This is a genomic window from Phyllobacterium myrsinacearum, from assembly GCF_002980555.1.
GTDB classification, from domain to species: Bacteria; Pseudomonadota; Alphaproteobacteria; order Rhizobiales; family Rhizobiaceae; genus Phyllobacterium; species Phyllobacterium myrsinacearum.
Genome location: NZ_PVBT01000001.1, coordinates 194,017 through 208,961 on the forward strand (window position 1 = coordinate 194,017; position 14,945 = coordinate 208,961).

General features: G+C 58.5%; 10 protein-coding genes. 9 read left to right on the plus strand and 1 reads right to left on the minus strand.

The genetic code is table 11. The features are described from left to right. The first annotated feature begins 398 nt into the window (after nt 1-398). Entirely contained in the window at nt 399-620 is a 222-nt protein-coding gene (locus C5750_RS26290) for a hypothetical protein (RefSeq protein WP_130502065.1), read from the plus strand. Between the two features lie 19 nt (nt 621-639). Here C5750_RS26290 and C5750_RS00955 read toward each other — a convergent pair whose 3' ends face one another. Next, the gene (locus C5750_RS00955; RefSeq protein ID WP_105731999.1) at nt 640-1,101 is read right to left on the minus strand and encodes an Lrp/AsnC ligand binding domain-containing protein; all 462 of its coding nucleotides are present in this window, start codon (nt 1,099-1,101) and stop codon (nt 640-642) included. A gap of 110 nt (nt 1,102-1,211) precedes the next feature. Between C5750_RS00955 and putA the strand changes: the two genes are divergently transcribed. From putA to C5750_RS00995, 8 genes are all read left to right on the plus strand, one after another. Then, complete coding sequence (gene putA / locus C5750_RS00960; RefSeq protein ID WP_105732000.1) at nt 1,212-4,304, plus strand: bifunctional proline dehydrogenase/L-glutamate gamma-semialdehyde dehydrogenase PutA; 3,093 nt, start codon at nt 1,212-1,214, stop codon at nt 4,302-4,304. Between the two features lie 143 nt (nt 4,305-4,447). Then, nucleotides 4,448-6,127: a formate--tetrahydrofolate ligase gene (locus tag C5750_RS00965; protein ID WP_105732001.1), complete on the plus strand. Its 1,680-nt coding sequence runs from the start codon at nt 4,448-4,450 to the stop codon at nt 6,125-6,127. A 237-nt stretch (nt 6,128-6,364) separates the two neighbouring features. Continuing rightward, entirely contained in the window at nt 6,365-8,548 is a 2,184-nt protein-coding gene (locus C5750_RS00970; RefSeq protein ID WP_162800212.1) for an anthranilate synthase, read from the plus strand. Beyond that, a complete protein-coding gene (locus tag C5750_RS00975) occupies nt 8,548-9,456 on the plus strand; it encodes a cation diffusion facilitator family transporter (RefSeq protein WP_105732003.1) in 909 nt (302 codons plus the stop codon). The genes C5750_RS00970 and C5750_RS00975 overlap by 1 nt, the downstream gene beginning before the upstream one ends. A 219-nt stretch (nt 9,457-9,675) precedes the next feature. Then, entirely contained in the window at nt 9,676-10,854 is a 1,179-nt protein-coding gene (locus tag C5750_RS00980) for an ATP-binding protein (RefSeq protein WP_342588446.1), read from the plus strand. A 304-nt stretch (nt 10,855-11,158) separates the two neighbouring features. After that, nucleotides 11,159-12,103 (plus strand): alpha/beta hydrolase, encoded by a 945-nt coding sequence (locus tag C5750_RS00985; RefSeq protein ID WP_105732005.1) that lies wholly within the window; start codon nt 11,159-11,161, stop codon nt 12,101-12,103. A gap of 304 nt (nt 12,104-12,407) precedes the next feature. Beyond that, nucleotides 12,408-14,108, plus strand: coding sequence for a 2-isopropylmalate synthase (leuA, locus tag C5750_RS00990; RefSeq protein ID WP_105732006.1), 1,701 nt, complete (start codon nt 12,408-12,410; stop codon nt 14,106-14,108). Nucleotides 14,109-14,164: 56 nt separating this feature from the next. After that, on the plus strand, nt 14,165-14,929 hold the full coding sequence (locus tag C5750_RS00995; protein ID WP_245420949.1) for an alpha/beta fold hydrolase: 765 nt from the start codon (nt 14,165-14,167) through the stop codon (nt 14,927-14,929). Nucleotides 14,930-14,945 lie beyond the last annotated feature (16 nt).

Below are 14,945 nucleotides of genomic sequence, written 5' to 3' on the forward strand. Positions count from 1 at the left end.
TCGGATCCGGAGGATCACTTGCCAGCGATTCCGGATCCTTTTCATTTCCAGGGTGATGCTGAAGGGTTTAAACCACATCGCTCCACCTCCAAGTTTGAAAGCATGGCTGATGCCGCAGCCGGAGCAGCCCATCTCCTCCGATACACCGCTGGCCCGGTGCTGTTGCTTTTGCCTTCAACACGTCCATTGATGACGAAGTGCGACCGGTTCGGCAACGAACGGGGAGTTGTGTGGCAATAGGTATCCGGTTGCAGGTCGATCAAACTGGAGCGACATCAAGCGGGTTCTGCAGCAATAAGTGGACTTGGGCGGGTAAAATGCTATATTTGGTCTTGGAGTGAGGGCGAGCTTTCGCCCACCCTCTTTCCTGGCTACTTGAAAAGAACCCGGATAGTGACTTGCCAGCCAGTCCGGGTTTTTTTCATTTCCAGGGTGATGCTGAAGGGTTTAAACCACATCGCTCCACCTCCAAGTTTGAAAGCATGGCTGATGCCGCAGCCGGAGCAGCCTATCTCCTCCGATACACCGCTGGCCCGGTGCTGTTGCTTTTGTTCTCAACCCGTCCATTGATGATGAAGTTCAACCGGTTCGGCAACGAACGGGGAGTTGTGTGGCAATAGGTATCCGGTTGCAGGTCGATCAAACCGGCAGGTGCGTGGTTTCCTTGACTTCTTCCATGACGGCATAGGTATGCGTCTCGCGCACGCCCGGCAATGACAGCAGGGCATCGGAGAGAAAACGGCGATAATGTTCCATGTCGGCGACGCGCGCCTTGATCAGGTAATCGAAACCGCCGGCAACCATGTGGCATTCCATCACGTCGGGGTTGCGCCGGGTCGCCGCGGCAAAGGTGGCAAAAACATCCGGGGTGGTGCGGTCCAGCTTGATTTCGACGAAGACCAGCATTGCGCGGTCGAGCTTTTTCGGCGACAGTCTGGCCGTGTAGCCAAGGATATAGCCGTCTCTTGTCAGGCGCTTGACCCGTTCCGTGGTCGCTGTTTGCGAGAGGCTGATACGCTCGGATAACTCGGTGTTGGAGAGCCGCCCGTCCTTCTGCAGCTCGCGCAAAATGCGCCGGTCAAGACTGTCCAGGTTTTTCATCTCTAAAATACCCCGTATTTTTAGTTTTTTACGCTGTTTCTCAAGCGTTCATTGGTGAGAAGAACCAAGTGGAATAGATTATATGGAAAAAATCAATAAGGGGAAGCCTGATGACCAGACCACTGCCGTCTTCAAACGATTTTACTGCGCCATATGCTGTCGATGACCAGCAACTGGTTGCATCTTTGCTGAAAACCATCGCCCTGCCCGAAGACGTCAACCGCCGCATCGATGCACGTGCCAGCAAATACATTGCGACGATTCGCAAGGAAGCGAGCGGTATCGGCGGTGTGGAGGATTTCCTGCGCGAATATGGCTTGTCCACCCGTGAAGGGCTGGCGCTGATGGTTCTTGCCGAAGCCCTTCTGCGCGTGCCGGATGCGGCAACGCAGGACAAGCTGATTGAAGACAAGCTGAAGCAGGGCAAATGGTCGGAGCACGAGCCAAGCGGCGATACATGGTTTGTATCGGCGTCAGCCTGGGCGCTCGGCCTTTCCGCCAAGGTGATCAAGCCGGGTGAGACGCCGGAAGGGGTGATTTCCTCGCTGGTCAAGCGTATTGGTCTTCCCACGGTCCGCACCGCCACCAAGCAGGCCATGCGTTATCTCGGCCACCACTTCGTTCTTGGCGAAACCATCAAGGATGCGCTGAAACGTGCTGCCTCCAACGAGGCCAAGGGCTACCGCCATTCCTTTGATATGCTGGGCGAGGGAGCCCGTACGCGCAAGGACGCGCGCGGCTATTTCAAATCCTATTCCGATGCCATCGACGCGATCGGCCGTGCCACGGGCAACAAGAAGCTGCCGGATCGCATGGGCATCTCCGTCAAGCTCTCCGCCCTGCATCCGCGTTATCTCGCCACGCATCATGATCAGGTCATGGCTGAACTGGTGCCGGATCTCCTGGCACTGGCGCAGAAGGCAAAATCCTACGATCTCAATTTCACGGTCGATGCTGAAGAAGCCGACCGGCTTGAGTTATCGCTGGATGTGATCGACCGGGTTTTTGCCGATCCGTCGCTGGATGGATGGGACGGGTTCGGCCTGGCCATTCAGGCCTATCAGAAGCGTGCGCTTGAGGTGATCGACCATATTGACCGGCTGGCGGCGCGCCACAACCGCAAGATGATGGTGCGTCTGGTCAAGGGAGCCTATTGGGACACGGAAGTGAAGCGGACACAGGAGCGCGGTCTGCCTGATTATCCCGTGTTCACCCGCAAGCCGGCAACCGATGCGTCCTATATGGCCTGTGCCAAGCGCATGCTTGACGCCCGTCCGCGCATATTCCCGCAGTTTGCCACCCACAATGCGCTGACGGTCGCCATGATCCTGGAAATGGCTGGCGACGATAAAACCGGCTTTGAGTTCCAGCGGCTGCATGGCATGGGCGAAAGCCTGTACAAGCAGATCACGGAAAAGGACGAGAAAATCGCCTGCCGCATCTATGCGCCGGTTGGCGGCTATCGCGACCTTCTGGCCTATCTGGTTCGCCGTCTGCTTGAAAACGGTGCCAACTCATCTTTCGTGTCGGTTGTCGGTGACAGCAATGTGCCGATAGCGGACCTGCTGGTACGCCCGGCGGAAAAACTCAATGACGGCAAGGGTTACCGCCACCCGCATATCCCGCTGCCTGCCAAAATCTACGGCAAGCGTGCCAATTCGGCCGGTGTGGAACTGGGTGACCGCAAGGAACTGGCGGCCCTTTTGGGCGGCATCGCCAAGGCATCCCGAACGGTCAATGCTGTTCCGCTGATCGACGGCGTGAAGGCTGCGGGCAAGGCCCAGAATGTGATTTCGCCGGTCAATGGCGCAACCGTCGGAACGGTTGTGTTTGCGACAGCCGACGAAGCGGCAAAGGCGGTCGGCATTGCCAAAAAAGCTTTCGTGTCATGGTCGCGCGTTCCCGTGGAAACCCGCGCCAAGGCCCTGGAAAAGGCCGGGGATCTCCTCGAGAGCCACCGCGATCTGCTGATGGACCTTCTCTCCCGTGAAGCGGGCAAGACTCTGGATGACGGCATTGCCGAAATTCGTGAAGCGGTGGATTTCTGCCGCTACTACGCCGCCGAGGCACGCCGCCAGTTTGCCTCCGACAAAGCCATGCCCGGCCCGACGGGCGAAGACAACAAGCTGCGCCATCGCGGACGCGGTGCCTTCGTCTGCATCAGCCCCTGGAATTTCCCGCTGGCGATTTTCCTGGGGCAGGTCACCGCGGCACTGGCTGCTGGAAACACCGTTGTGGCGAAGCCCGCGGAACAGACACCGCTGATCGCCTATGAAGCCATCCGGCTTCTGCATGAGGCGGGCGTGCCGAAAGATGCCGTGCTCTATGTCCCGGGTGATGGCTCGGTCGGTGCGGCGCTGACGTCCCATGCGGATATTGCCGGCGTTGCCTTCACCGGCTCGACCGATACGGCCTGGGCCATCAACCGCGCACTGGCAGCCAAGAAAGGCCCGATCGTACCGCTGATTGCCGAAACCGGCGGTCTCAATGCCATGATTGTCGATGCAACCGCGCTCTCCGAACAGGTTGCCGACGATGTGGTCATGTCGGCGTTCCGTTCGGCAGGTCAGCGCTGTTCTGCGTTGCGAATCCTCTACCTGCAGGAAGATATCGCCGACAACATGCTCGAAATGATCGAGGGTGCGGCACGTGAGTTGACACTTGGCGATCCCTCGCTGGCCTCCACTGATGTCGGTCCGATCATCGATCAGGCGCAGCGCGATATGCTCGCGGCCCATATTGCCGCGATGCGCACGAGCCAGAAGGTTCGCTATGCCGGTACGGCCCCGGGCGAAGGCCTGTTCTTTGCGCCGCATATCGTTGAACTCAACAGTGCGGCAGCACTGGAGAAAGAGGTGTTCGGGCCGGTTCTGCATGTGGTGCGCTGGAAGGCCAAGGATTTGGACGCCGTGCTCGACCAGATCGCCTCGACCGGTTACGGCCTGACCTTCGGTCTGCACACGCGCATCGAGGCAACGGTCGCCAAGGTCATCGACCGGCTCGACATCGGCAATGTCTATGTCAACCGCAACACGATCGGCGCGGTTGTCGGGACACAACCGTTCGGCGGGTCGGGACTTTCCGGCACCGGACCCAAGGCGGGCGGTCCGTCCTATCTGACCCGGTTTGCGCTGGAGCAGGTGGTTTCGGTCAACACCGCCGCAGCCGGGGGCAATGCCAGCCTCATCGCTATGGGCGAATAAGCGGGAAAACGGCTGAAATCAGATGCGCGATTGGGGATAGTGGGGCACTCACTATCCCCAATTCGCTTCTACGATGCTATTTGGCGTATTCAGAATGGTAACCGATAAATAGGGCGCAACCCTAAAATGGGGAGGATATGCCGATGGCTGTCGTGAAGTCCGATATTGAGATCGCCCGCGCTGCAACCAAGAAACCGGTTTTCGAGATCGGTGCAAAGATTGGCATTGCGCCGGAGCACCTCGTTCCCTATGGGCACGACAAGGCAAAACTCTCGGCGCAATTCATTCGCTCAAAGCGCGGCGCAAGGGATGGCAAGCTCGTTCTGGTGACGGCGGTCAGCCCGACACCGGCCGGCGAAGGCAAGACGACGACCACCGTCGGTCTGGGCGATGGTCTCAATCGCATCGGCAAGAAGGCGATTGTCTGTATCCGCGAGGCATCGCTGGGGCCCTGTTTCGGCGTGAAGGGCGGTGCCGCCGGCGGCGGCTATGCGCAGGTCATCCCGATGGAGGACATCAACCTGCATTTTACCGGTGATTTTCATGCCATCACGGCGGCGCACAACCTGCTAGCAGCCCTGATCGACAATCACGTTTACTGGGGGAACGCACTCAATCTCGATACGCGCCGGGTGACCTGGCGGCGGGTGATGGACATGAACGACCGCGCGCTGCGCGACATCGCATCGTCGCTGGGCGGCGTGGCCAATGGCTTTCCGCGTGAATCGGGTTTTGACATCACGGTGGCGTCGGAAGTCATGGCCATTCTCTGCCTTGCCACGGATTTGCAGGATCTGGAGCGGCGGCTGGGTGATATCATCATCGGCTACCGTTTTGACAAGACCGCGGTCTATGCAAGGGACCTTAAAGCTGACAAGGCCATGGCTGTCCTGTTGAAGGATGCCATGCAGCCCAATCTGGTGCAGACGCTGGAAAACAACCCGGCCTTCGTGCATGGCGGTCCTTTTGCCAATATTGCCCATGGCTGCAATTCGGTCGTTGCCACGACAACCGCGCTGAAGCTTGCTGATTATGTGGTGACCGAAGCCGGTTTCGGTGCGGATCTCGGCGCAGAGAAATTCTTCAACATCAAATGCCGCAAGGCCGGATTGCAACCTGCCGCCGCCGTCATTGTCGCCACGGTGCGCGCCATGAAGATGCATGGCGGTGTCGCCAAGGACGATCTCGGTCTTGAGAACGTTGCGGCAGTGAAGGCGGGCTGCGCCAATCTTGGCCGCCACATGGAAAATGTCCGCCAGTTCGGTGTGCCGGTGGTCGTGGCGATCAATCATTTCAGCGCCGATACGGATGCCGAGATCGAAACGGTGAAAAATTTCGTTGCGGCCCACGGCGCCGAAGCCATCCTGTGCAAGCACTGGGCGCTTGGATCGGCCGGGATCGAGGAACTGGCACACAAGGTGGTGTCTCTCGCCGAGAGCGGTTCGGCCCAGTTCTCGCCGCTCTACGAGGATGAATTGTCCCTGTTCGACAAGATCGAGACGGTGGTCAAGCGCATCTATCGCGGGGCGGAAGCGGATGCCGATGCCAGCGTGCGCGAGCAGCTCCGGCAGTGGGAGGCCGCAGGATACGGCCATCTTCCCGTCTGCATGGCCAAGACGCAATATTCGTTCTCGACGGATCCGCATTTGCGCGGCGCACCGGTCAATCATGTGGTGCATGTACGCGAAGTACGGCTTTCGGCCGGCGCGGGTTTTGTCGTGGCGATCTGCGGTGAGATCATGACCATGCCGGGTCTGCCGAAGTCGCCTTCCGCCGAACGCATTCATCTCAACGCACAGGGCTTGATCGAGGGGCTGTTCTGAAGCGTTTTTCAGGCCGGTGATTTTTGCTGTTGCAAGCATCGCCGCGTAACGCTAACAATCACCGCCATGAACACGTGCGTTGTTATTGCAAATGGCTGGTGGTGGGCTCGCTGATAGCGGCCACGCAGCCTTTTGCACGCACGTAAAGGGATCAGGGCCGCAACGGGTTTTCCGGGCGGCCTTTTTGTTTGACCGCCAGAAGCCCGCAAAGCCAAATGCAACGGAGTGGAAATGATGATGCATAAAATTGAGGGCGATGTGGAAATATTCGATACCGCGGGCGGTGTTACCATTTCCCGGTCACGCATTGCGACCGCCTATGCCAGCGCGATCGACAGCTATGTCGACGGGCTGGATGAACGGCGCGGGGCAGTCTTCTCGTCCAATTACGAGTATCCGGGCCGCTATACACGCTGGGATACGGCCATCATCGATCCGCCGGTCGCTATCACCTCCAATGGCCGCCATATGACGATCGAGGCGCTGAACAAGCGCGGCGAAATCTTGCTGCGCCCGATCCACAAAGCGGTTTCGGCCCTCGCCGACGTGTCGGTATCCGCCGCAGGTGCGACCAGGCTCGATCTTGAAATCGCCCTGCCGAGCCGCGCCTTCACCGAAGAAGAACGCTCGCGCATTCCTTCAGTTTTCACGGTGTTGCGCGGCATCGTCGCCCTGTTCTTCAGCGAGGAGGACGCCAATCTCGGTCTTTACGGCGCATTCGGCTATGATCTCGCTTTCCAGTTCGATCCGATCCAGTACAAGCTGAAGCGGCCGGATGACCAGCGCGATATCGTGCTCTATCTCCCGGACGAAATTCTGGTCGTCGATCACCACGCGGCCAAGGCATGGCTCGACCGTTACGAATACACGTTTGAAGGTGCTTCCACGGAAGGCCTGACACGCGAAACCGAAGCCAGGGCATTCAAGCCGACGGATACGATTCCGGGGCGCGGCGACCATAATCCCGGGGATTATGCGGAACTTGTCAAGAAAGCCAAGGAAAGCTTCAAGCGCGGCGATCTCTTCGAGGTTGTGCCGGGCCAGACATTCTACGAGCGCTGCGAGACCAAGCCCTCGGTCATTTCGCGCCGTCTGAAAGCCATCAACCCGTCGCCCTATTCCTTCTACATCAACCTCGGCGACAATGAATATCTCGTCGGGGCTTCGCCGGAGATGTTCGTGCGCTTGGTTGGCCGCCGCATCGAAACCTGCCCGATTTCGGGAACGATCAAGCGCGGCGAGGATGCGATTGCCGATGCCGAGCAGATCATCAAGCTGCTCAATTCCAAGAAGGACGAGTCCGAACTCACCATGTGCTCGGACGTCGACCGCAACGACAAGAGCCGGGTGTGCGAGCCGGGTTCCGTGCGCGTGATTGGCCGCCGCCAGATCGAAATGTATTCGCGCCTCATCCACACGGTGGATCATATCGAGGGCCGTCTGCGCGAGGATATGGACGCCTTTGACGGTTTCCTGTCGCATGCATGGGCCGTGACGGTGACCGGGGCGCCAAAGCTCTGGGCCATGCGCTTCATCGAAGAGAACGAGCGCAGCCCGCGCGCCTGGTACGGCGGCGCCATCGGCATGGTCAATTTCAATGGCGACATGAACACCGGCCTGACCCTGCGCACCATCCGCATCAAGGACGGCATCGCGCAGGTACGGGCGGGGGCCACGCTGCTGTTCGATTCCATTCCGGAAGAGGAAGAGGCGGAAACAGAACTCAAGGCTTCGGCAATGATCGCGGCGGTGCGCGAGGCACACAAGAGCAATATCCCCGTGGAAGAACGCGCCGTTGCGCGGGTCGGCGAGGGACTGTCGATCCTCCTTGTCGATCATGAGGATTCGTTCGTCCATACGCTCGCCAATTATTTCCGGCAGACGGGCGCAACTGTGACTACCGTCCGCACGCCGGTGCCCGATGAAATCTTCGACCGGTTGAAGCCCGATCTGGTGGTGCTTTCGCCGGGGCCGGGCACACCGGAGGATTTTGACTGTAAGGCAACGATCAAGAACGCACGCAAGCGCGACCTGCCGATCTTCGGTGTCTGCCTCGGCTTGCAGGCGCTGGCGGAAGCCTATGGCGGCACGCTGCGGCAACTGCATGTTCCAATGCACGGAAAACCGTCACGTATCCGGATTACAAAGCAGGGCAGGATTTTTTCCGGGCTGCCCAAGGAGGTCACGGTTGGCCGCTATCATTCGATTTTTGCCGATCCGGTGCGGTTGCCGGATGAGTTTGTCGTGACGGCCGAGACCGAAGATGGGGTCATCATGGCCTTCGAGCATAAGAGCGAACCGATTGCGGCGGTGCAATTCCATCCGGAATCGATTATGACGCTCGGGCACAATGCGGGCATGCGCATGATTGAAAACATCGTGGCGCATCTGCCGCGCAAGGCCAAGGAGCGAGCTGCCTGATGGAAGGTGAAAACGTCGTCCAGCGACTGGCATTCTGGTCGATTTTCGTCGGCATGGGCGTGCTGGCACTGAAATATGCCGCCTATCACGTCACGGGTTCGGTTGCGCTGTATTCCGACGCGCTGGAATCGATCGTGAATGTCGTGGCGGCGCTTGCCGCCTGGTGGGCGATCCGTGTCAGCCACAAGCCCGCCGACCAGAATCACCCCTTCGGGCACCACAAGGCCGAGTATTTTTCGGCGGTGCTCGAGGGCGTGCTGATCGTGGTGGCGGCGCTCTTGATCCTGCGGGAAGTCTGGTCGGCCTGGGAGACGCCCAAAGTCATGGAGGAACCATGGCTGGGTCTGGCGATCAATGGCGGTGCGTCGCTGGTGAATGCCCTGTGGGCCACGCTGCTGATCAGCCGTGCCCGGCGGCACAAATCGCCGGCCCTGCTGGCGGACGGCAAGCATATCATGACCGATGTGGTCACATCCGCCGGCGTGTTCATCGGTCTTGTCGGCGCCGTGATTACCGGCTGGACGTTCCTTGATCCGCTGCTTGCGGTGATCGTGGCGCTCAACATCCTCTGGCAGGGCTGGACGGTGATCGGCTCTTCGGTGCAGGGCCTGATGGATGTCGGTGTTCCCACCGAGGAAACCATGCGCATCCGCGACATCATCTCGGCCAATGCCGGCGGTGCGCTGGAGGTGCATGACCTGAAGACGCGCATTGCCGGGCGGGTGACGTTCATCGAGTTTCATCTGGTCGTTCATGCCAGCATGAGCGTTGGCGACGCGCATGTCATTTGCGACCGGATGGAAAATGCGCTCATGGAACAGATTCCCGATTCGAGTGTCGTCATTCATGTCGAGCCGGAGGAAGAGGCCAAGCTGCCGATCGGCACGGCTGCTGTTCCCTTTGCCTGAGCGATCCAACCTATAGGCTCTTGGTTGGGGGCAGCTTGGTGATTTACATCCTCTTTTGCGTCATTTTGATTCCCATTTTGTATCGGGTGAAATCCCGTTTTGTGTCTTGTAGAATCCCATTTTGTGTCTTAGGGTCGATTTGCAAACCGTTCACGCAGTTGGAAAATGTATCCGAGATTTTCTGCACAGGATGTAAGGTCTGCTCTGACGGACAGCAGAGTGGTGCTGATTGCAGGGCCACGTCAGGCAGGAAAATCGACTTTGGCAAAGTCTGTGTCAGACGTGTCGAGGAGCTATTTTACGCTCGACGATGCAACGATATTGAATGCTGCCAAATCTGATCCCAAAGGTTTCATAAGGGACCTGGATCGCGTGACGATTGACGAGATTCAACGAGCGCCTGGTTTATTGCTCGCTATCAAGGAAAGTGTTGACGAAGATCCGCGCCCGGGACGCTTCCTGCTGACTGGTTCGGCCAACATCATGACACTGCCAACAGTCGCCGATTCCCTGGCGGGCCGGATGGAAGTGATTACTTTGATGCCGTTGGCGCGGGGTGAAATCAGCGGGCACAAGCCAGCCTTTCTTGATCTGGCGTTTCAAGGCCAGGTGGCACCGGTTAAAGGAACATCCGTTTCAGGCTCCGAGTTGATTGAGATTGTCCTGGCAGGCGGCTATCCCGAAGCAATCGCACGCTCAACGCCGGAGCGCCGCACCAAATGGTATCTCGACTATATAAACGCCATTATTCAGCGGGACGTGCGCGACATCGCAGATATCGCTCGTATTGGGGACATGCCGCGGCTGATCCGTCTCTTTGCAAACTATTCGGCCAAACTCGTCAATTTCAGTGAAATCGGTGCTGCTCTGGCAATGGATCGCAAGACCGTCCAACGCTATCTCGATATCTTCACGGCCTTATACATCACTTACTCTGTGGAACCATGGCACAACAATCAGATATCGCGGCTGGCCAAGTCGCCAAAACTTCACTTTCTGGATAGCGGGCTGCTTGCTGCCGTACTCGGCGCCTCAATGGATGGAATCAAGTCGGACCGGAATGTGTTCGGATATTTGCTGGAAAGTTTTGTTTTTGGCGAGCTTGTTAAACAGGTGGGATGGATGCAGGCGCGAGGAATGTCCATTCATCATTTCAGGACGACGACCCGGACCCAGGAAGAGGTTGATTTTGTTCTTGAAGACAATCGGGGCGGGATCGTGGGGCTTGAAGTCAAGGCGTCCGCTACCGTGCTATCGGCGGATTTTCGTGGAATGCGTAAGCTCGCAGAGGCCACAAAAGGCCGCTTTATCGCGGGTATGCTCATCTATGATGGCGATAAGGTTGTTCCATTCGGTTCCAACATGTTTGCCGTGCCGGTCTCTCATCTCTGGAACTGATGAATCTGGGTTGGAGCGCAATGAAAATGGTGCATCGTGGCAACATTTGTCACGCAATGTTTCGGGCTGTCATGATTTTGTTACAATTGTATTGACATAGCAGAGCCGCTGAATGACACCATTGTCAGTCGGTACATTTTCTCCATCGATGATGCAGCGCCGGGGGCGTCTGTCAGGGGACACAGGATTTGGCGGCAAGCATCCATTCTTCAGGGAATCGAGCGCCAAGAACGCATGGCAGCGCCGAGCGGATAACCGCGGCTGTTTACAAGACTGGTTAACCTTTAACTGTCAGGATTAACTTATGGGTAAACCGACCCTCTACGCACTTCTCACCGGGCTTTCACTGATCGCTGCGGCCTATCCCGCCAGTGCGCGGATCATCATTGACTGTGAGAAGCCAGCGGCGGCGAAGACACAGGTCCCTGCGAACACGGTTGATCCGCTTGCGGTTCCCGCTAAAACTAGCGCTGCAGCCTGCGGGCAGAAGCCGCTGGCTGCAGTGGCGGCGCCGGAGAAGGTGCAGCCCATCAATATCGTTGCAACAGGCGGTGCGGGCATGTTGAAAAAGGCAGTGAAGGGCGAGATTGTTCCACAGGGGGAGAGCGCGCTGCGCGACGACCTTGCGTTCAAGTACCGCCTCTACCGGCCGGATGAGCCCAATGGCGATGCGATGGTTCTTCTGCATGGCTCGGGTCAGGACGAAACAAGTCTCGTCTCCCTTGCCACCAAGATCGCGCCGCACGCCCTGCTGCTAGCCGTGCGCGGCCGGGTTGTACAGGATGGCACCAGCCGGTGGTATCGCCGCCTGACGCCGGTCAGCTTCGACCAGAAGGATATTCATGTCGAGGCCAAGGCCTTCGCCGGTTTCCTGAAGCAGGCGACCGAGAAGTACAAGATCGATCTCAATCGCACGACATTCCTCGGCTATTCAAACGGCGCCAACCTGGTTGGCGCAGTGATGATGCTCTATCCCGACATGGTCAAGCAGGCGGTGCTGCTGCGCTCCATGCCGGTGCTGACCGAAAATACCGATGCCAATCTCGCCGGTGCCCGGGTCCTGACGGTTTCCGGTGTCGCCGACCAGACCTATGCGCCATTCGCGCCAGCGCTTGCGACCTTGCTGCGTTCGCACGGGGCGGCGGTCGAGGCGCGTTCGATCAAATCAGATCATGGCCTTGGCAATGACGATGTCAAAGTTGTCAGCGAGTGGCTTTCGGGAACGAGCGCCCAGTTAAAGAAGAACTGAGTTCCCTGCGATCGCCTCTTGCATCCGGCCGGACAGTCGGTTAATTGTCTGGCCCATGGAAACGCGCCAGACACATATGTCGTCTTTTGCCAAATCCGCTTTTGCGGGTTTGACCAGCCGCGCCTATCTCCTTCCGCTTCTTCTCGACCTTATCGGCGATCGCCGGGCTCGTTGAGAGGAGCGTCCGGCGGTCGAAAGTGCCGCCAGGCTTTTTGCTCCTTACCCCTTTACAAGACCATTCCAACGCTTGAAAAAGTGCCGCATCAGCGCCAGAGATGCGCAGACGGCCGGAAACGAGAAGCAAATGACCGATATGACCGCTCCCCGCACCATGGGCATGCCCGATGCCCGCAAGAAATATGAGCCGTATCCGCTGGTTGATCTGAAGGACCGGCAATGGCCGTCCAAGCGTATCGAAAAGGCGCCGATCTGGTGTTCCGTCGACTTGCGCGATGGCAACCAGGCATTGATCGATCCAATGGGCCATGACCGCAAGGTGCGGATGTTCGCCCTGTTGCTCGACATGGGCTTCAAGGAAATCGAAATCGGCTTTCCATCGGCATCGCAGACGGATTTCGACTTTGCCCGCTGGTGTGTCGAGGCTGGCAATATTTCCGACGACGTATCCCTGCAGGTCTTGGTGCAGTGCCGCCCGGAATTGATCACCCGCACCTTCGAGTCCTTGCAGGGCGCCACCAAGCCGATCATCCATTTCTACAACTCGACCAGTGAATTGCAGCGCCGGGTTGTGTTCAACAAGGATGTCGGCGGCATCAAATCCATTGCCACCGATGCGGCCAAGATGATCACCGACATGGCGGCCAAGGCCGGCGGCGGCTTCCGTTTCGAATATTCGCCGGAAAGCTTTACCGGCACCGAACTCGATGTGGCGCTGGAGATCTGCAATGCCGTCACGGAAATCGTCAAGCCGACGCCAGACAACAAGCTGATCATCAACCTGCCGTCGACGGTCGAGATGTCGACACCGAATGTCTATGCCGACCGCATCGAGTGGATGTGCCGCCAGCTCGACAATCGCGAAAACCTGATCATTTCCCTGCATCCGCACAATGACCGCGGAACGGGCATCGCCACGACGGAACTCGGCCTGATGGCCGGTGCCGACCGGGTGGAAGGCACCCTGTTCGGCAATGGCGAACGGACGGGCAATGTCGATATCGTCACGCTCGCATTGAACATGTTCACGCAGGGCGTCGACCCGGAAATCGATTGTTCCGATATCAACCGGATGAAGGAAGTCTACGAATATTCCAACCAGCTGGTGATTCCGGAGCGCCATCCCTATGTCGGCGAACTGGTTTATACGGCGTTCTCCGGCTCGCATCAGGATGCGATCAACAAGGGCATGAAGGCGATCAAGCAGGCCAACAAGACCCTGTGGGAAGTGCCTTACCTGCCCATCGATCCGCAGGATGTCGGCCGCAGCTACGAGGCGATCATCCGCATCAACTCCCAGTCGGGCAAGGGCGGACTCGCCTATATCCTGCAGGCTGACTATGGCATCAATCTGCCACGCGGCATGCAGGTGGAGTTCCGCGATGACATCCAGCAGATCACCGACGAGGAAGGCAAAGAGATGCCATCCAAGCAGATTTATCAGCGGTTCCTCGAGCTTTATGTCGATCAGCCGGATGCCCGCCTGAAATTCGTGGATCACCACACCTATCCCGATACGGAGCACAAGGGCATGCGCATCCTCTCGGCGGAGATTACCGACCGCGGTGAGACGAAGCGGATCGAGGGCAGGGGAACAGGTCCGGTCGACGGCTTCATTGATGCCCTGTCGCACTATCTCGGTTTCAGGCTCTCGGTCGTCAATTATTCGGAGCACTCGCTCCAGCATGGTTCCGATGCGGCGGCTATCAGCTACATGGAAATCGAGCATCCGAACGGCAAGATTTTCGGTGCAGGCATCAACAAGAGCATTGTTGCCGCCTCGCTTGAGGGCATTGTCTCGGCGGCCAACCGCATCATCGGCAAATAAGCCGCACACCTCAAAAAGGCCGCTGTGAAGCGGCCTTTTTCTGTTGGGAGCGTTTCATGCACCAGTTGCACGCAATCGGGATGGGTGAGGGGAAGGCAACGCCCATCGTCTTCCTGCATGGGTTTGGCGGAACGGCTGCCGGCTGGCATGCCGTGCAAACGGCGATTTCCACTGATCATCCAACCCTTGCATTCGATCTGCCCGGTCATGGTGCATCGCTGGACTACCCCGATGCGGTGACCGCCCGCCATTTCGCGCAGGCGGTTGTCGAGGACCTCAACGGGCGCGATATTCCAAGGGTTCATCTGGTCGGCCACTCCATGGGCGGTGCAACCGCCGCGCTGGTTGCCGCCTTCGCCCCGGAGAAGGTGGCGTCTTTGACCTTGCTGGCTCCCGGCGGTTTCGGCGCGGATATCAATGGACGGCTGCTCCAGCATTATGCGGCGGCCCGAACATATGACGCGCTTCAGGTGGCCTTAGAGGGCATGTTCGGCTGGCGCAATCCTGTTCCTGAAGAGATGATCCGGCGCGACGTGGACCTGCGCCGCAAACCGGGACAGATCGAACGGCTCGGTGCCATTCTCGCCCGAATGATGAAGGACGGATTGCAGGGAACTATTCCCAGGGCGTTCATCGAGGCTTTTACCATGCCTGTCACCGTTGCATGGGGCCGGCTGGACAATGTCCTGCCGGTGTATCAATCGGAAGGGCTGCCGCCGCGTTTCTCGATACATCGTTTTGACGGGGCCGGTCACATGCTGGTCGAGGAGATTCCGGGCGAGGTCATCCGTCTCATTTCGACAACTGTGCGCACAGGCTGAATTCCGACAAGTTTGT